Origin of the sequence: Kitasatospora aureofaciens (assembly GCF_001188955.3) — a bacterium.
GTDB lineage: Bacteria > Actinomycetota > Actinomycetes > Streptomycetales > Streptomycetaceae > Kitasatospora > Kitasatospora aureofaciens.
The window spans coordinates 1-17,513 of record NZ_JPRF03000028.1; the positions used below are offsets into that span (position 1 = coordinate 1).

Sequence of the window (17,513 nt, forward strand, 5' to 3'; positions counted from 1 at the left end):
CTCGTCCCGGGGCAGTGTCCCGGCCCCCTCCCCGGCGATGTCGACGGCGAGCCCGGAGTCGGCGACCCGGACGACCACGTCGTCGTACAGACCCAGCGCGAGCCCGAAGGCGTCGAAGCCCGGGCCGCAGGCTTTGGCGCTGGTCCGCGGGAACCCTGACCCGGACGGCGGCGGCACGGAACGCAGGACCGGCCATGCGGTGGACTCTCCTGGGGATGCCCTCCACCCGGCTGCTGTTCACCGTTCGGGCGGCCGACTGCCACGCCTGTGCGCACGACCCCCGGGCGGCCGTCGAACTGCTCGGACCCGCACTGGAGTCGGCCCCGGCGGCCGCCCTGCCCGCGCTGGTCGGGCACGAGCTGCGCGGCCTGCGCGGGCGCCTGGCGCCGTACGAGCCGCAGGCGGCGCGGCGGTTGGCGGAGCTGGCCGGGGCCTGACCGCTGGTGTCCCAGTCGGGGGCGCGGGGCGGCGGACCGTCCGGACGCCGCGCGCACCGCACTCCGGTGGCCCGGGGAATCCGGCCGCGAACGCGCCCGTTCGCGCCGCTCATGCGTCAACTTCGCATGCAGACCGTCCATCGATCGGGTTATTCATGGCGTCAACACGCCGAATGACCGACCCCGCCGGCCGCTCCCGCTAGAGTCTCTGACGTCTCAGTTCGTTGGTCTGCGAATAACTAGGGGGAGCGTGCTGTCCGCCATCGCACGCCGGCTCGCCCATCCGCTTCTGCTCCTGGGGGTGCTGTGCACGGCCGTTGCGACGCTGCGTTTCCACTGGGCACCCGACCAGGTCTCCCCGCTCGCGCTGATCGCCGTCATCGGCTACCTGGCGCTGCTGGAGCGGTTGATCCCGTACCGGACCGACTGGCACCCCAGCGGTCGTGAACTCCGCTGGTACAGCGTGTACTTCCTCCTGAGCATGGTCGGCGGCGGCCTGGCCCAGGGGCTGGTGACCGCGCTGGTGGAGCTGCTCGGCCCGGCCCGTCCGGCGCTGCCGTTCGCGCTGGAGGTCCCGCTCGCCCTGCTGCTCGGCTCGCTCGGCGACTACCTGGTGCACCGCTGGTCGCACCGCAACCGGTGGCTCTGGCGGCTGCACGGCGTGCACCACGTGCCCGACAAGGTGAATGTCGCCAACAACGGTGTGAACCATTTCCTGGACGTCCTCTTCGCGCAGTCCGTGGTCCAACTCCTGCTGGCGTTGATCGGATTCTCGGCGGATTCGGTGTTCGTGGTCGGAATATTCGTCATGGCGCAGGGCTATTTCGTCCACGCCAACATCGACGTCCGCATCGGCCTGCTCGGCCACGTGCTGGCCGGCCCGGAACTCCACCGCCTGCACCACAGCACCGACCTCGCCGAAGCCGGCCACTACGCCTCCGACCTGTCCCTGTGGGACCACGCCTTCGGGAGCTTCACCTGGCGGCCCGGGCGGACCCCGGAAACCGTCGGCCTCACCGACCCGGCCGCGTTCCCGGCCACCGGCGAACTCGGCGCCACTCTGCTGCACCCGTGGCGCCGGACGAGGACCACCGAGCAGTCCGCCTGACACCCCGGCCCCGACGAACACCCTCCGCGACGCTCTGCGAGGCCGCCCCCTCGCCCGTGCCCGCGCCACCACCCCTCGGATTGGACCATGACCACCTCGCCCTTCGCCCTGCCCTGCGAACGGATCGCGATCACCGGCATCGGCTGCCGCCTGCCCGGACACGCCAACGACCACCGCACCTACTGGCGCAACCTGATCGAGGGACGGGACTGTCTCACCGACACCCCCGCCGACCGGTACGACACCGGCACCCTGGGCAGCCGGGACCGGGCCAAGCCGGGGCGGCTGATCGGCGGCCGGGGCGGCTACATCGACGGCTTCGACACCTTCGACCCGGAGTTCTTCGGGATCAGCCCGCGCGAGGCCGCCCACATGGACCCCCAGCAGCGCAAGCTCCTGGAGGTGAGCTGGGAGGCGCTGGAGGACGGCGGACTGCGCCCCGGCGAGCTGGCCGGGCGGGACGTCGGCGTCTACATGGGCGCCTTCACCCTGGACTGGAAGATCCTGCAGTTCGCCGACCTCGACTTCACCACCATCGCCGCGCACACCGCCACCGGCACCATGATGACGATGGTGTCGAACCGGATCTCGCACTGCTTCGACTTCCGCGGCCCCAGCGTCTCGATCGACACCGCCTGCAGCTCCTCCCTGGTGGCCGTCCACCTCGCCTGCCAGAGCCTGCTCCGCGGCGAGACCGAACTCGCCCTGGCCGGCGGCGCGTTGCTGCACATGGCGCCGCAGTACACGATCGCGGAGACCAAGGGAGGGTTCCTCTCCGCGGACGGCCGCTCGCGCGCCTTCGACGCCTCCGCGGACGGCTACGTGCGGGCCGAGGGGGTCGGCGTGGTGGTGCTCAAACGGCTCTCCGACGCGCTGCGCGACGGGGACCCGGTGCACGCCGTCATCCTCGGCAGCGGCGTCAACCAGGACGGCCGCACCAACGGCATCACCGTCCCCAGCGCCGACGCCCAGGCGGCCCTGATCGAGCGGGTCTGCGCCGAGGCCGGAGTGCTGCCCGGCAGCCTCCAGTACGTCGAGGCGCACGGCACCTCCACCCCGGTCGGCGACCCGATCGAGGCGACCGCGCTCGGCCGGGTGCTGGGCATCGGCCGCCGGGCCGGGGAACGCTGCTACGTCGGCTCGGTGAAGACCAACATCGGGCACACCGAGGCCGCCGCCGGGGTCGCCGGGCTGATCAAGACCGCGCTGGCCCTCAAGCACCGCCGCATCCCGCCCCACCTGAACCTGGAGCGGCCCAACCCCGCCATCGACCTGGCCGCACTGCCCTTCGACATCCCCGCCGCCCCGGTCGACTGGCCCGAGCACCGGGGCCCGGCCCGCGCGGGCGTCAACTCCTTCGGCTTCGGCGGCACCAACGCCCACGTCCTGCTGGAGGAACCGCCGCCGCCCGCCCCCGCGGTGCCCGCCCCGCGGCCGGCCGTCACCGTGCTGCCGCTGAGCACCCGGGACCCCGCCGGACTGCCCGAACTCGCCGCCGCCGTACGGCGGGAACTGGCCGCCGGGGTCTCGCCGGCCGACCTCGGCCACACCCTGGCGCATCGCCGCCAGCACCTGCCCGAGCGGCTCGCCGTGATCCACGCCGGGCCGGCCGACCTGGACGAGGCCCTGGCCGCCTGCGAACGCGGCGAGACCCACCCGAAGGTCGTCCGGGGCCGCGCCCCGGACGGCCGAGGACCGCGCCTGGCCTGGGTGTTCACCGGCATGGGCCCCCAGTGGTGGGGGATGGGCCGGAGCCTGTACGAGAGCGAGCCGGTCTACCGGGAGGCCGTACGGGCCGTGGACGCGGAGATCCGCGCCCAGGCCGGCTGGTCGCTGCTGGAGGAACTCGGCCGCGACGAGGCCGACTCCCGGATGGCCGGGACCTGGCTCGCCCAGCCCGCCAACTTCGCCGTCCAACTGGGCCTCTCGGCGCTCTGGGAGAGTCACGGGCTGCAGCCCGACGCGGTGGTGGGCCACAGCACCGGCGAGGTCGCCGCCTTCCACCGGGCCGGGGTCTACGACCTGGCCGACGCCGTCCGGGTGGTGCTCGCCCGTAGTGGGCTCCAGCAGCGGCTGGCCGGGACGGGATCGATGCTCGCCGTCGGCCTGCCGGAGACCGAGGCCGAGCGGCGGATCCGCCCGTACCGCACCCGGGTCTCGCTCGGCGCCGTCAACAGCCCCTTCGCCGTCACCCTCGCCGGGGACACCGAGGCGCTGCGCGAACTGGCCGAGGAGTTCGAGCGGCAGGGCGTCTTCGCCCGCCTGCTGGACGTCGAAGTCCCGTACCACAGCGTGCGGATGGACCCGATCCGCGGCGAGCTGACCGCCGCGCTGGCCGGGATCCGGCCCCGGCGGGCGCGGCTGCCGCTCTACCTGACCGCCAGGGAGGGGCTCGCCCGGGGGCCCGAGCTGGACGGCGAGTACTGGTGGCACAACGTCCGCCACCCGGTGCGTTTCCGGGCCGCCGTCGAGCGGATGGCCGAGGACGGGCACCGGCTGTTCCTGGAGGTGGGCCCGCACCCGGTGCTCGGCCACGCGATCCGCGAGTGCGCCGCGCAGGCCCGCACCCTGCCCTCGATCCGCCGAGGGCAGGACGAGCCCGAGCAGATCGCCCGCACCCTCGCCGAACTCCACGCCCAGGGAGTCGAGTTGAGCTGGACGGCGCTGCAGCCGGCCGGGCGCCCGGTGCCCCTGCCGGGCTACCCGTGGCGGCGCGAGCGGTACTGGGCGGAGCCCGGGCCCGTCGCGCAGGTCCGGCTCGGGCGGGTCGACCACCCGCTGCTCGGCCGCCGCACCGCCGCCGCCCAGCCCACCTGGACCACCACGCTCGACCCCGAGCGGCTGCCCTACCTGGACGACCACCGGATCGAGGGCCGGGCGGTCTTCCCCGCCGCCGGATACCTCGAGATGGCCGCCCAGGCCGTCCGCGCCCTGACCGGCGGCACCGAGGTGGTGCTCGCCGAGATCGAGCTGAACCGGGCGCTGTTCCTCTCCGACACCGAGCCCCTCCCGGTCCAACTCGGCTACGCCCCCGAGGACGCCCGGTTCACCATCGCCTCAACCCCGCCCGGCGGCGAGCCGGCCGTCCACGCGAGCGGCCGGGTCCGCACCGGCCAGCGCCGCTCCCACGGGCCCGCCGCCGACCTCGACGCCCCGCGCGCCCGCGGGCAGCACCTCGACGGCCCCGACTGCTACCGGCGCCTGGCCGAACGCGGCTACGACTACGGGCCGGCCTTCCGCGCCGTCGCCGAGGTGTGGACCGGGCCCGGCGAGGCGATCGCCCGGATCCGCCCCACCGAACAGCTCGGCCCCGACGCGGCCGAGCACCACCTGCACCCGGTGCTGCTCGACGCCTGCTTCCAGACCCTGCTCACCACCCGGCTGCACACCCCCGAGGGCGGCGGCGTCCGGCTGCCGGTCTCGATCGAGGAGGTCCGGCTCGACGCCATCGGCTCCCGCCCGCTCTGGGTGCACGCCACCGTCACCCGGGACAGCGGCGCGGAACTCGTCGGCGACCTCGCCCTCTACGCCGAGGACGGCACCCCGCTCGGCCGGATCACCGGCTTCAGGGCCACCGACGTCGCCCGGGCGGCCACCTCGGTGAGCCTGGCCACCGTCGACGGCTGGCTCACCGAACTCACCTGGCAGGAAGCCCCCGCACCCCCGCACGAGCGGCCCACCGGCGACCTGCTGCTCCTCGCGGACGACGGCGGCCTCGCCGACCGGCTCGCCGAGCTGGCCGCCGACCGCGGCGCCCGCTGCCACCTGGTCCGGCCCGGCGGCGGGTACGCCCTCAGCGACGGGACGGCGACCGTACGGCCCGACTCCGCCGAGGACCTGCGCCGACTGTTCGACGACCTCGACCCGGCCTACCGGACCGTCGTCCACCTGTGGAACCTCGACCTGCCCGGCCTGGACGCCACCGACCCCGGGCAGCTCCACCGGCTCGCCACCCACGGCGCCTACTCGCTGATCGCCCTCGCCCAGGCCCTGTCCGCCGCCCGCCCGGACGCCCGGCTTCACATCGTCACCCGGGGCACCCAGGCCACCGGTCCGCAGGACCGGGTCGAACCGCTCGGCGCCCCCGCCTGGGGCATCGGCCGGGTGCTGTGGCAGCAGGAACTCGTCGCCCAGCGCGGCCGCCTGATCGACCTCGATCCGGCGGTACCGGCCCGCGAACAGGCCGAGGCGCTGCTCGCCGAGCTGACTGCCGGGCCGACTGCCGAGCCCGCCGCCGAGCGCGCCGCCGAGCCCGCCGCCGAGGTCACCGACGACGAGCAGGAGCTCGCCCTGCGGGCCGGCCGCCGGCTCACCAGCCGACTGCGCCCCGCCGAAGGCCTCACCCGGCCGCTGCCGCCCGTGCTGCGCCCCGACGGCAGCTATCTGGTCACCGGCGGGTTCGGCGCGCTCGGCCGGCTGCTCTGCCGCACCCTGGTGCGACGCGGCGCCCGGCGGCTGATCCTGGTCGGCCGCACCGCCCTGCCCCCGCGCACCGAGTGGCACACCGTCGATCCCACGACGCCCGCAGGGGAGCGGATCGCCTTCCTGCGCGAATTGGAGACGCTCGGCGCCGAGCCCCTGCTCGCCCCGGCGGACGTCACCGACGGGGTGGCCCTCGGCGCCTGGCTCGCCGGGTACCGTGAGCGCGGACTCCCGCCGATCCGCGGGGTGTTCCACCTCGCCGGGCAGGTCAGGGACACCCTGCTGAACCGGATGGACCGCCCGGCCTTCGACGCCGGGTACGACCCCAAGGTGGTCGGCGCCCACCTGCTGCACCGGCTGCTGAGCACCGAACCGCTCGACCACTTCGTGCTGTTCGCCTCCGTCGCCTCACTGCTCACCACCGCCGGCCAGACCAACTACGCGGCCGGGAACGCCTTCCTGGACGCCCTCGCGCACCACCGCCGGGCCGTCGGCCTGCCCGCGCTCAGCCTGGACTGGGGGCCCTGGGCCACCGGCATGATCGAGGAACTGGGTCTGGTCGCCCACTACCGCGAAGCCCGCGGCATGAGCTCGCTGCCGCCGGAGGCCGGCACCGCCGTGCTGGAACGCGTCCTCGGGCAGGACCGCGCCCAGCTGCTGGTCGCCACCGTGGTCGACTGGCCGACCTTCCTCGCCTGGTACCCGGCCCCGCCGCCGCTGGTCGCCGAGCTGGCGGCGAGCGCCGCCGAACAGGCCCCGGCCGCGGCCGGCGGCTTCCTGGACGGCTACCGCGCCGCCGACCCGGGCACCCGCCGACAGCTCGCCACCGAGCGGTTCACCGCCGCCGCCGCGGCCGTGCTGCGAACCGGCGCCGAGCGGGTCACCCCGGACACCGGGCTCGGCGCGCACGGCCTGGACTCGCTGCTCGCCATGGAGCTGCGCGCCCGGGTGCACGGCGAACTCGGCGTCGCCCTCCCGGTGGTGGCCCTGCTCAGCAACGGCACCGTCGCCGACCTGGTCGACCAGCTCACCGAGGGCCTGGACGCGCTGCTCGCCGCCGACGGCGGCCCCGAGCGCGCCGAGGTCGAGCTGTACACCGACGAGACCCGCTATCCGCTCACCCACAACCAGCAGGCTCTGTGGTTCCTGCGCCAGCTGCACCCGGACGGCTTCGCGTACAACATCGGCGGCGCGGTCGAGGTCAGGGCCGAACTCGACCCGGAGCTGGTGTTCGAGGCCTTCGCCTTCCTGGTCGCCAGACACCCCGGGCTGCGCGCCGCCTTCACCACCGAGGAGGGCCGCCCCGTCCAGCGGATCCGCGCCGAAGCCGTCACCGACACCGCGCTGTTCGACGTCGAGGGGCGCCCGTGGGAGGAGATCCACGAGCTGATCGTCCGCGAGTACCGGCGGCCCTACGACCTGGCGGAGGACCCCCTCGTACGGCTGCGGCTGTTCCGGCGCGGGCCGGACCGCTGGGTGCTGATGAAGGCGGTCCACCACATCGTCTCGGACGCCATCTCCACCTTCACCTTCATCGAGGAGCTGTTCGAGGTCTACCAGGCGCTGAGCCGGGGCCGCACCCCCGAACTGCCCCCGGTGGCCGCCCGCTACCTGGACTTCCTCAACCACCAGAACCGCTTCCTGGCCGGGCCGCAGGCCCAGCGGATGCTGGACTACTGGCGCGGCCACCTGCCCGCCGGGATGCCGGTGCTGGAGCTGCCCACCGACCGGCCGCGCCCGGCCGTGCAGACCCACAACGGGGCCTCCGAGTTCTTCCAGCTGGACGCCGAACTGACCGGCCGGGTCCACGCGTTGGGCCGCACCCACAACGCCACCCCGTTCATGGTGCTGCTCGGCGCCTACCACCTGCTGCTGCACCGGTGGTCCGGACAGCAGGACATCGTGGTCGGCAGCCCCGTCACCGGCCGCACCGAGGAGGAGTTCGCCTCCGTCTACGGCTACTTCGTCAACCCGCTGCCGCTGCACGTCAGCCTGGCCGGGGAGCCGACCGTGACCGAGCTGCTGGCCCGGGTGCGGGAGAGCGTGCTCGGCGGGCTGGACCACCAGGAGTACCCCTTCCCGCTGCTGGTCGAGCAGTTGGGCCTCCAGCACGACCCGAGCCGCTCCGCGGTGTTCCAGGCGATGTTCATCCTGCTCACCCACAAGGTTGCCGTGGAGCGCTTCGGCTACCGCCTGGAGTACATCGAACTGCCCGAGGAGGAGGGGCAGTTCGACCTCACCCTGTCCGCCTACGAGGACCGCTCGGACGGCCGGTTCCACTGCGTGTTCAAGTACAACTCGGACCTCTTCGAGCCCGACACCGTACGGCGCCTCGCCACGCACTACCGCAACCTGCTGGACGCCATGACCCGGGCCGCCGAGTCCGAACCGGTCGGCCGGCTGCGGATGCTGGACCCGGCCGAGCGGCAGCGCATCCTCGCCGGGTTCAGTGGCGTCGAGCGGCGGATCGACCACGACGTGCCGCTGCCCGAACTGATCGCCAAGGCCGCCGCCGAACATCCGGAGGCGGTCGCGGTGGTCGCCCCCGGCCGGGGCGCCGTGCGACGGCTCGGCTACGGCGAGCTGGACCGCCGCTCGCAGCGCACCGCCGAACGGCTGCGCGAACTGGGTGTCGGCGAGGGCTCGGTGGTCGCCGTCTGCCTGGACAAGTCGCCCGAACTGATCATCACCCTGCTGGCCGTCTGGCGGGCCGGCGCCGCCTACCTCCCGCTCGACCCCGGCCACCCGGCCGACCGGCTCGCATACCAGGTGGCCGACGCGGGGGCGGCCCTGCTCGTGTTGGACGAGCGGCGCCCCGCCCCGGCCGCACTCCCGGCCCCGCTGGTCACCCTGGAGGAGCTGGAGCGACCGGCCGCCGAGACCGGACCGCTGCCCGCCGCCGACCCGGACCGGCCCGCCTACGTGATCCACACCTCCGGCTCCACCGGCCGCCCCAAGGGCGTACGGGTCGACCACCGCAACCTGGCCGCCGTCACGGCCGGCTGGCGGGCCGCGTACCGGCTGGACACCGAGGCCCGGGTGCACCTGCAGATGGCCGGGACCGCCTTCGACGTGTTCACCGGCGACCTCGCCCGGGCACTCGGCACCGGCGGCACCCTCGTCCTGGTCGACCGCGAACTGCTCTTCGACACCGCCCGACTGTACCGGGTGATGCGCGAGGAGGCGGTGGACTGCGGCGAGTTCGTGCCCGCCGTGGCCCGCGCCCTGCTGGCCCACTGCGAGCGCGAGGGCCTGCGGCTGGACTTCCTGCGCCTGTTGGTCGTCGGCTCCGACTCCTGGAAGGCCGCCGAGCACCAGCGGCTGCGCGCCCTCTGCGGCCCGGCGACCAGGCTGGTCAACTCCTACGGCCTGACCGAGGCCACCGTGGACAGCAGCTACTACGAGGGCGCCGCCGAAGCCCTGGAACCCGGCCGGATGGTCCCGATCGGGCGGCCCTTCCCGAACAGCGCGCTGTACGTCCTCGACCGCTACGGCGAGCCCGTCCCAGCCGGGGTCCCCGGTGAGCTGTGGATCGGCGGCGCGGGCGTCGCGACCGGCTACCCGAACGACCCGGAGCAGACCGAACGGCGCTTCCGGACGCTCGACCTGGACGGCACCCCGCGGCGGCTCTACCGCACCGGCGACCTCGGCCGCTGGGACACCGACGGCACCGCGCACCTGCTCGGCCGGATCGACAACCAGGTCAAGGTGCGCGGTCACCGGATCGAACCGGGCGAGATCGAGGCCCACCTCACCGCCCGGCCCGACATCGCCGAAGCGTGCGTGACGGTACGCCGGGACAGCACCGGTGAAGCCGCCCTGGCCGCCTACCTGGTGCCCGTCGAGGGCGTCCGGCTGGACCGCCGCGAACTGCGCCGCCGGCTCGCCGAGCACCTGCCCACCGTGATGATCCCCTCCTACCTCACCGAACTGCCCGCCCTGCCGCTCACCCCCAACGGCAAGGTCGACCTGGCCGCGCTGCCCGAGCCCACGGCCGACACCGGCGGCGAACGGCCCGAACCACCCGTCACCCTCTACGAGAAGCGGGTCGCCGAGCACTGGTGCGAGCTCCTCGGCCTGGCCGAGGTCGGGCTCCAGCACGACTTCTTCGAACTCGGCGGCAGCTCCATCCGGCTGATCGAACTGATCCACCACCTGCAGACCGAGTTCGCGATCAGCATCCCGGTCGGCCAGCTGTTCAAGGTCACCACCCTGCACGGGATGGCCCGCACCGTCGAGCAGATCATCACCGGCGAACTGGCCGGCGGCCAGCCCCACCTGTGGTTCAACCCCGCCGCGCCCGAGAACCGCACGGTGTTCTGCTTCCCGCCGGCCGGCGGCCACGGCCTGGTCTACCGGCAGCTCGCCGCCCACCTGCCCGGGCACCGGATCGCCGCCTTCAACTACCTGACCGGCGACGACAAGACCGCCCGCTACGCCGACCAGGTCGAGGCACTGCACCCGGCCGGGCCGTACCGGCTGCTCGGCTACTCGCTCGGCGGCAACCTCGCCTTCGAGGTGGCCCGGGAACTGGAACGGCGCGGCCGCAGCGTCACCTCGGTGCTGCTGGTCGACGCCTACCGGTCACTGGAGGCCTTCGACCTCGGCGAGGAGCACGTGGCCGTGTTCGAACGCGAACTCCAGGAGCATCTGCACCGCCACACCGGCTCGCGGACCGTCGCCCGCGAGACGCTCGAACAGGCCCGGGACTACCTGGAGTTCTCCAGTCGCACCCCCAACACCGGCACCCTACGGGCCCAACTGGACGTGGTCTGCGAACGCGCGCGCCTCGCCGTGCACGTCGGCGACGAGCCGGGCTCCTGGCACGGCGCCTCCACCACCGGCATCGCCGTCCACGCCGGCCACGGCAGCCACGCCGAGATGCTCGACGGCGAGTACGCCGCCCGCAACGCCGAGCTGGCGGCCGCGATCCTGGCCGGAGGAACCACCGATGGCCGGGGCTGACCGCGGACCGGACTGGTCCGCCCGCGAGCGGCCGGCCGGCGGCCCGCCCAGGGTGATCGTGATCGGGGCCGGCCTGGCCGGCCTCGCCACCGGCTGCTACGCCCAGATGAGCGGGCTGGAGACCCGGATCTTCGAGAAGCACGTGCTCCCCGGCGGCTGCTGTACCGCGTGGTCCCGGCACGGCTACCTGTTCGACTACTGCATCGACTGGCTGATCGGCACCGCCGAGGGCACCGGCGCCCACCAGGTCTGGCGCGAACTCGGCGCCCTGGACGGCAAGTCGGTGACCCACTTCGACACCTTCAACCGGGTCGTCGACGAACACGGCCGCTCCGTCACCTTCCACACCGACCCGGACCGGCTGGAGGCCCACCTGCTCGCCCTCGCCCCCGGCGACGCCGCGCCCATCCGGGCCTTCTGCCGGGACCTGCGCCGCTTCGCCGCGATCGACCTGCCCTGGGACCTCACCCCGCCGCCGCTGCGGACCACCCGGGAACGGCTGCGCACCCTGCGCGCCGTACTGCCCGCCTTCCGGCTGCTCTGGCGCACCGCGACCACCCCGATGAGCGGCTTTGCCCAGCGCTTCCAGGACCCGCTGCTGCGCCGGGCCCTCCCCACCATGTTCCTCCAGGAGCCGGCCGGCTTCCCGCTGCTGCCGTACCTGTACACCCTGGCCGCCGCCCACACCGGCAACGCGGGCTTCCCGCAGGGGGGTTCGCTCGGACTGGCGCGCTCGGTGGAGGAGCGGTACACCTCGCTCGGCGGGGTGATCGGCTACCGCTGCCGGGTCGACCGGATCCTGGTCGAGGACGGGCGCGCCGTCGGCGTCGAACTGCGGGACGGCACCAGGCACTTCGCCGACCACGTGGTGGCCGCCTGCGACGGCCCGACGGTGCTCGACCGGCTGCTGCGCGGCCGCTACTCCAGCCCCGCGACCGACCGGCTGTACGGCGAACTGCTCGACAGGCCCGGCAACCTCTACCCGGCCGTGGTCTCCGCCTTCGTCGGGGTGGACGGCCCGCTGCCGCCGCGCGAACCGCACTGCACCACCTACCTGCTGGCACCCGAGGACGCCGGACGGCTGCCCGGCTCGCTCCAGCACAGCCTGGTCGTCCAGCTGCGCTCCGCCTACGCGGAGGGCTTCGCCCCGCCCGGCAAGTCGGTGCTGCACTGCACCTACTTCAGCGACTACCGCTCCTGGAGGGAGCTGCGGGTCCGCGACCGCCGGGCCTACCGGGCGCGCAAGCAGCAGGTCGCGGAGTTCGTCCGGGAGTTCCTGGACCGCACCCACCCTGGGCTCGGCGCCCGGATCGAACTGGTCGACGTCGCCTCGCCGGTGACCACCGAGCGGTTCACCGGCAACACCCGCGGCAGCATCCTCGCCTGGCAGGCCTTCTCCGAGGCCGAGGACACCGCCAACCGGCTGGTCAACCGGGACCGGATGCGGCTTCCGGGGCTCAGCGGCTTCTCCATGGCCGGGCAGTGGGCCTCGCTCGGCGGCCTGATCCGGGCCGCCACCAGCGGCCGGTACGCGGCGCAGTACCTCTGCCGGGAACTCGGCCGGCCGTTCCGCGCCTGGCCCAGCGACAACCGGGAACCCTGGCACCCGGGCAAGTGGGGCCACCTGCCGCAACTCGACCGGGTCACCGTCGGGGCGGCGGAGCCGGGAGCGGGCGAATGAACCCCAGGCAGAGCATGGTCGTCATCGGCGGCGGGCTCGGCGGCCTGTCCACCGGCTGCTACGCGCAGATGAACGGCTACCGCACCCGGATCCTGGAGATGCACGAGCTGCCCGGCGGTTGCTGCACCGCCTGGGACCGCGGCGAGTTCACCTTCGACTGCTGCGTCAGCTGGCTGCTGGGCAGCGGGCCCGGCAACGAGATGCACCGGATCTGGCTCGAACTCGGCGCGCTGCAGGGCAAGCGGATGCGCAACTTCGACGTCTTCAACGTGGTGCGCACCCGGGACGGCCGGGCGGTCTACTTCTACTCCGACCCGGACCGGCTGGAGGCCCACCTGCTGGACCTCGCCCCCGAGGACGCCCGGCAGATCCGTCAGTTCTGCGACGGCCTGCGCAAGTTCCGCCTGGCGCTGGCGCGTTACCCGTTCCTCAGGCCGGTCGGACTGATGGGCCGCTGGGAGCGCTGGCGGATGCTCGCCTCCTTCCTGCCGTACTTCAACGTGATCCGGCGCTCGATCTCGGTGCTGATGAGCGACTACTCGGCGCGGTTCCGCAGCCCGCTGCTGCGCGAGGCGTTCAACTTCGTGCTGTACGAGAAGCACCCCAACTTCCCGGTGCTGCCCACGTACTTCCAACTCGCCTCGCACGCGGGGCAGTCGGCCGGGGTTCCGGAGGGCGGCTCGCTCGGCCTGGCCCGCTCGATCGAGCAGCGCTACCGGCGGCTCGGCGGGGAGATCACCTACAACGCCAAGGTGACCGAGATCCTGGTGGAACGGGACACCGCCGTCGGGGTGCGGCTGAGCGACGGGCGGGAGGTGCGCGCCGACATCGTGGTGGCCGCCTGCGACGGCCGCACCACGATGATGGACCTGCTCAAGGGCCGCTACCTGAACGACACCTACCGCCGGCTGTACACCAGGACGCTGACCGAGCCGGGCATGGTCTTCCCCGGCTACCTGACGGTCTTCCTCGGCCTGCGCCGCCCGTTCCCGGCGGGCGACCCGTGCACCACCTACCTGCTGGAGGAGGAGTTCGCGGCGCGGCTCACCGGCATTCGCCACCCCAGCATCAACGTCCAGTTCCGCAGCCGCCACTACCCGGAGCTGAGCCCGGCCGCGACCACCGTCGTCTACGTCAGTTACTTCTGCGACATCGCACCCTGGCGGCAGCTGAGCACCGGCCCCGAGCAGGCGCCCCGGCTGCGACGTGGAGAGGAACTGCACACCCTGCCGGTCGGCCGGGGCCGGGAGTACCAGCGGGAGAAGCGCCGGGTGCGCGACGCCGTGATCGGGTTCCTGGACGGCCACCACCCCGGGCTGCGGGAGGCGGTGGCCGTCCGGGACGTCTCCACCCCGCTCACCCAGGTGCGCTACACCGGCAACTACGACGGCACGGTGCTCGGTTGGCAGCCCTTCGTGGAGGGCGGGGAGACCCTGGAGGAGGAGATCAGGCGCAACGGCCCGGGGCTGCCGGGCCTGGCCAACTTCTACCTCTCCGGCGTCTGGGCGACCACCGGCGGACTGATCCGCGCGGCCGCCGCCGGCCGGCACGTCGTCCAGTTCGTCTGCCGCGACGACGGCCGGCCGTTCACCGCCGAGGTCGACGACTTCGCCCCGCCCCCCACCCTGATCACCGAACCGGTCGGCCCCGACGACCGGCAGTTTGGAGTCACCTCGTGAGTGATGTGGTACGGATCGAGAAGTGGGTCGTCCGGGAGCACGTGGACGGCGTTCCGGACGTGGACCGGATGTACCGGAAGGTCGTGGAGCAGGTGCCCGTCCGGCTCGCCGAGGACGAGATGCTGCTGCGCACCCGGTGGGTGTCGGTGGACCCGTACCTCCAGGGGATCGCGCTGGACACCCCGGTCGGCGACCACATGGGCGCGGACTCGATCATGGAGGTGGTGCAGGCCGGGCCCGCCGCGCGTTTTGCCGTCGGCGACCTGGTGCAGGGCTTCGGGGGCTGGCGCAGCCACGTGATCGGCAACGGCGGGTCCCGGCTCTGGCAGACCGGCACCTTCCCGATGGTCTTCCCGGCCTACCGGCGGCTGGACCGCGCGGACTACGACGAGGCGATGCCGGTCACGACCGCGCTCGGCCTGCTGGGCGGCCCGGGGATGACGGCCTGGGGGACGGTGGAGAAGTTCCTGGACGTCCGGCCCGGCCAGACGGTGCTGGTCAGCGGGGCCAGCGGGGCGGTCGGCTCGGTGGTCGGCCAGCTCGCCAAGCACCGGGGTGCCAGGGTGATCGGCACCACGGCGACCCCGGCGAAGGCCGGGTGGCTGGAGGAGCTGGGCTTCGACGCGGTGCTGAACTACCGCGACGGCGACGACCCGGAGCGGCTGGCGAAGGAGCTGGCCGACCTCGCCCCGGACGGGGTCGACCGCTACTTCGACAGCCTGGGCGGCACGCTCACCGACGCGGTCTTCGGGATGCTCGCGGTGGACAGCCGGGTGGCGGTGTGCTGGCAGTGGGGGAGCCAGGTGGGCGGCGAGTGGGCGGGCCCCCGGTTGCTGCCGATGATCATGTTCCCGCGCACCCTGATCCGCGGCATCTTCGCGCTGGAGTGGTTCACCGAGGAGAACTGGTCCGCGCTGCGGAGGGACCTCGGCGCCCTGGTGCGCAGCGGGGACCTGCGCTACCGGCAGACCGTCCACCGGGGGTTCGACAGCATCCCGGCGGCCTACCGCAGCCTGTACGCCGACCGGTCGGCGAGCCGGGGGAAGGTGCTCGTGGAGCTGTGAGCGGCGGAGCGGCCGAGCGGCGGCGCGAAGTGACGGTGTCCCAGTGTTCCGGTGCTTCGCGTCAGCGAACGGTGCGACGAACAGCAGGCTGCCGGACCCGGTTCCCCGGCCCTCCCCCGTGCCCCGTCCTCGGTCAGCCGGTGATCCCGGCCGCGCGCAGCCGGCGCTCGACCTCCTCCCAGGTGGGGACGGCGGGGGTGGTCCGGTGGGAGCCCATGCCCTTGTCCTTGAAGCCGCTCGAGGTGGAGACGCACACCACCGGGCCGTCGTCCGGGGCCTGCGCTCCGAGGCTGCGCAGCCCGGCCAGACCGGCCGCCGCGGACAGTTCGGCCCACAGCCCGGCGAGGGCCAGCTCGCCCTGGGCCTCGGCGAGTTGACGGTCGTCCACGGTCAGCGTCCGGCCGCCGCTCCCGCGCACCGCCAGCACGCCCCGGTAGCCGCTCACCGGCGAGGCGATCGAGTACGCCTCGCTCGCGCCGACCGTCACGTGCGCGGCCGGCGCGCCCTCGGCGAGCGCCCGGTGCAGCGCGCCGGAGGCCGCGGACTCGCAGGCGAACACCCGCGGCACCCGGTCGGCCAGGCCCAGCCGGCGCAGCTCCTCGAAGCCCTTCCAGACGCCGAAGAGCAGCTCCCCGTACCCGGTCGGGACGAACACCGCGCTCGGCACGCCGACGTCCTGGAAGATCTCGTACGCCACCGTCTTGTAGCCCTCGGGGCCGTAGGCGTGTCCGGTGTGGGTGGTGGTCAGGTTGCTGACCGGGTGCAGTCCGAGCCGCTCCACCACCTGGCGGAGCAGTGGCCAGCGGGCCTCCCACGGCACGGGCAGGACGACGGCGCCGTAGGCGTTGAGGAAGGCGTCCACGGCGGGCGGGGCGTCCGGGCCGGTGAACACCACGCAGGGCAGCCCGGCGCGGGCGGCGTAGGCGGCCGCCGAGGCGCCGTGGTTGCCGGAGGACGCCACCGCGATGCCGGGCGCCCCGGCGCCGACGGCGGCGCTGGTGGTGCAGCGGTTCAGCCGGTCCTTGTGGCTCCACGTGGGGTTGCGGGACTCGTCCTTGACGTACACGCCCGGCTCGAGCTCGACCAGCGGGGTCGCCCCCTCGCCGAGACCGGGCGCCAGCAGCGGCGGTAGCAGCGGCGCCCAGCGCTCCAGGCCGCCGCGGGCCCGTACGGGGGCGAACAGGTCGGCCGGGTCGGCCTTGTCGTAGGCGTAGTCGACCTCGACGGGGTAGGAGACGTCCTCCGTGCTGGTGCGCGGGCAGCCCGAGGTCAACGGGGGCCAGAGGGGGTAGTCGAGGGCGGGGTCGCCGAGCGAGCGCTGTCCGGTCGCGAGGGAGTCGTCTGTTGCCATGTAAGCAGCCTAAGGGGGTTTCAGGTGCTACAGGCGGGTTTTCGAATCATCGGTTCCGGCTGGGTCGTGGAAGGGCCGCCGGTGCCCCCGGTGCCGGCGGCCCACTCGTTCCGGCGGGCTGCCGGTTCCCGAGGCCTACTCGTTCTGGCGGACGGCGGAGATGTCGAACTCCAGGACGACCTTCTCGCCGACCAGGACGCCGCCGCCCTCCAGCGCCGCGTTCCAGGTCACCCCGAAGTCCTTGCGGTTGATCGTGACCGAGCCCTCCAGCCCGACGCGCAGGTTGCCCATGGGGTCGACGGCGTTGCCGGTGTACTCGAAGTCGATGGAGACCGGGCGGGTGGTCCCCTTGATGGTGAGGTCTCCGGTGACCCGGTACTCGCCGTCCCCGCGCGGCTCGACCGCCGTGACGGCGAAGGTGATGGTCGGGAAGTCGGGGACGTCCAGGAAGTCGTTGGTGCGCAGGTGCTGGTCGCGCTGGGCGACGCCGGTGTCGATGCTCCCGGCCTGGATCGTGACCCGGGCGGAGCAGCGACTGGGATCGCTGCCGTCCAGGTGGGCGGCGCCCTCGAACTCGGTGAACGCGCCGCGGACCTTGGTCACCATGGCGTGCCGGGCCACGAAGCCGATCCGGGTGTGGGCGGGGTCGAGGACGTAGTCCCCGGTGAGGTCGGAGAGGTCGGCGGTCATGGTCGGGGTTCCTCCTGATCGGGGTATCGGGCTCCGCCCGGGCGCGTCCGGGCGGTCCCCGGCCCCACGCTAGGAGGGGTTTCGGGCCGGGGCTCGTCGGACTGCGCCGTCCGCCG

The 17,513-nt window shown here is 73.8% G+C and carries 8 protein-coding genes and 1 pseudogene; 6 read left to right on the forward strand and 3 right to left on the reverse strand.

Going from position 1 to position 17,513, the window contains the following annotated elements:
• A pseudogene (locus HS99_RS46815) lies at positions 1 to 196 on the reverse strand (homoserine kinase); the annotation flags it as partial.
• Here HS99_RS46815 and HS99_RS44140 point away from each other — a divergent pair.
• The 6 genes from HS99_RS44140 to HS99_RS18885 all read left to right on the forward strand — a co-directional run bounded on the left by HS99_RS44140 (position 195) and on the right by HS99_RS18885 (position 15,356).
• Positions 195 to 437 (forward strand): hypothetical protein, encoded by a 243-nt coding sequence (locus tag HS99_RS44140; RefSeq protein ID WP_141763760.1) that lies wholly within the window; start codon positions 195 to 197, stop codon positions 435 to 437. The pseudogene HS99_RS46815 and the gene HS99_RS44140 overlap by 2 nt on opposite strands.
• Before the next feature lie 250 nt (positions 438 to 687).
• On the forward strand, positions 688 to 1,545 hold the full coding sequence (locus HS99_RS18865; RefSeq protein WP_305953116.1) for a sterol desaturase family protein: 858 nt from the start codon (positions 688 to 690) through the stop codon (positions 1,543 to 1,545).
• An 87-nt stretch (positions 1,546 to 1,632) separates the two neighbouring features.
• Positions 1,633 to 10,932, forward strand: coding sequence for a non-ribosomal peptide synthetase/type I polyketide synthase (locus tag HS99_RS18870; protein WP_030550902.1), 9,300 nt, complete (start codon positions 1,633 to 1,635; stop codon positions 10,930 to 10,932).
• Positions 10,919 to 12,613: a phytoene desaturase family protein gene (locus HS99_RS18875; RefSeq protein ID WP_030283526.1), complete on the forward strand. Its 1,695-nt coding sequence runs from the start codon at positions 10,919 to 10,921 to the stop codon at positions 12,611 to 12,613. The genes HS99_RS18870 and HS99_RS18875 overlap by 14 nt, the downstream gene beginning before the upstream one ends.
• 14 nt (positions 12,614 to 12,627) lie before the next feature.
• The gene (locus HS99_RS18880) at positions 12,628 to 14,292 is read left to right on the forward strand and encodes a phytoene desaturase family protein (protein WP_030283529.1); all 1,665 of its coding nucleotides are present in this window, start codon (positions 12,628 to 12,630) and stop codon (positions 14,290 to 14,292) included.
• Complete coding sequence (locus HS99_RS18885; RefSeq protein ID WP_223886137.1) at positions 14,289 to 15,356, forward strand: MDR family NADP-dependent oxidoreductase; 1,068 nt, start codon at positions 14,289 to 14,291, stop codon at positions 15,354 to 15,356. The genes HS99_RS18880 and HS99_RS18885 overlap by 4 nt, the downstream gene beginning before the upstream one ends.
• 133 nt (positions 15,357 to 15,489) lie before the next feature.
• On the opposite strand, the gene HS99_RS18890 is transcribed toward HS99_RS18885, so the two are convergent.
• Both HS99_RS18890 and HS99_RS18895 read right to left on the reverse strand, forming a co-directional pair.
• Positions 15,490 to 16,707, reverse strand: coding sequence for a threonine synthase (locus HS99_RS18890; RefSeq protein WP_030550900.1), 1,218 nt, complete (start codon positions 16,705 to 16,707; stop codon positions 15,490 to 15,492).
• A 135-nt stretch (positions 16,708 to 16,842) separates the two neighbouring features.
• Complete coding sequence (locus tag HS99_RS18895; RefSeq protein ID WP_030550898.1) at positions 16,843 to 17,397, reverse strand: YceI family protein; 555 nt, start codon at positions 17,395 to 17,397, stop codon at positions 16,843 to 16,845.
• Between the last annotated feature and the right edge of the window lie 116 nt (positions 17,398 to 17,513).

Excerpts from the sequence above, each read along its gene's own strand:
- HS99_RS44140 (WP_141763760.1), top strand. The coding sequence starts at position 195 with ATGCGGTGGACTCTCCTGGGGATGCCCTCCACCCGGCTGCTGTTCACC.
- HS99_RS18870 (WP_030550902.1), top strand. The coding sequence starts at position 1,633 with ATGACCACCTCGCCCTTCGCCCTGCCCTGCGAACGGATCGCGATCACC.
- HS99_RS18875 (WP_030283526.1), top strand. The coding sequence starts at position 10,919 with ATGGCCGGGGCTGACCGCGGACCGGACTGGTCCGCCCGCGAGCGGCCG.
- HS99_RS18880 (WP_030283529.1), top strand. The coding sequence starts at position 12,628 with ATGGTCGTCATCGGCGGCGGGCTCGGCGGCCTGTCCACCGGCTGCTAC.
- HS99_RS18890 (WP_030550900.1), bottom strand. The coding sequence starts at position 16,707 with ATGGCAACAGACGACTCCCTCGCGACCGGACAGCGCTCGCTCGGCGAC.
- HS99_RS18895 (WP_030550898.1), bottom strand. The coding sequence starts at position 17,397 with ATGACCGCCGACCTCTCCGACCTCACCGGGGACTACGTCCTCGACCCC.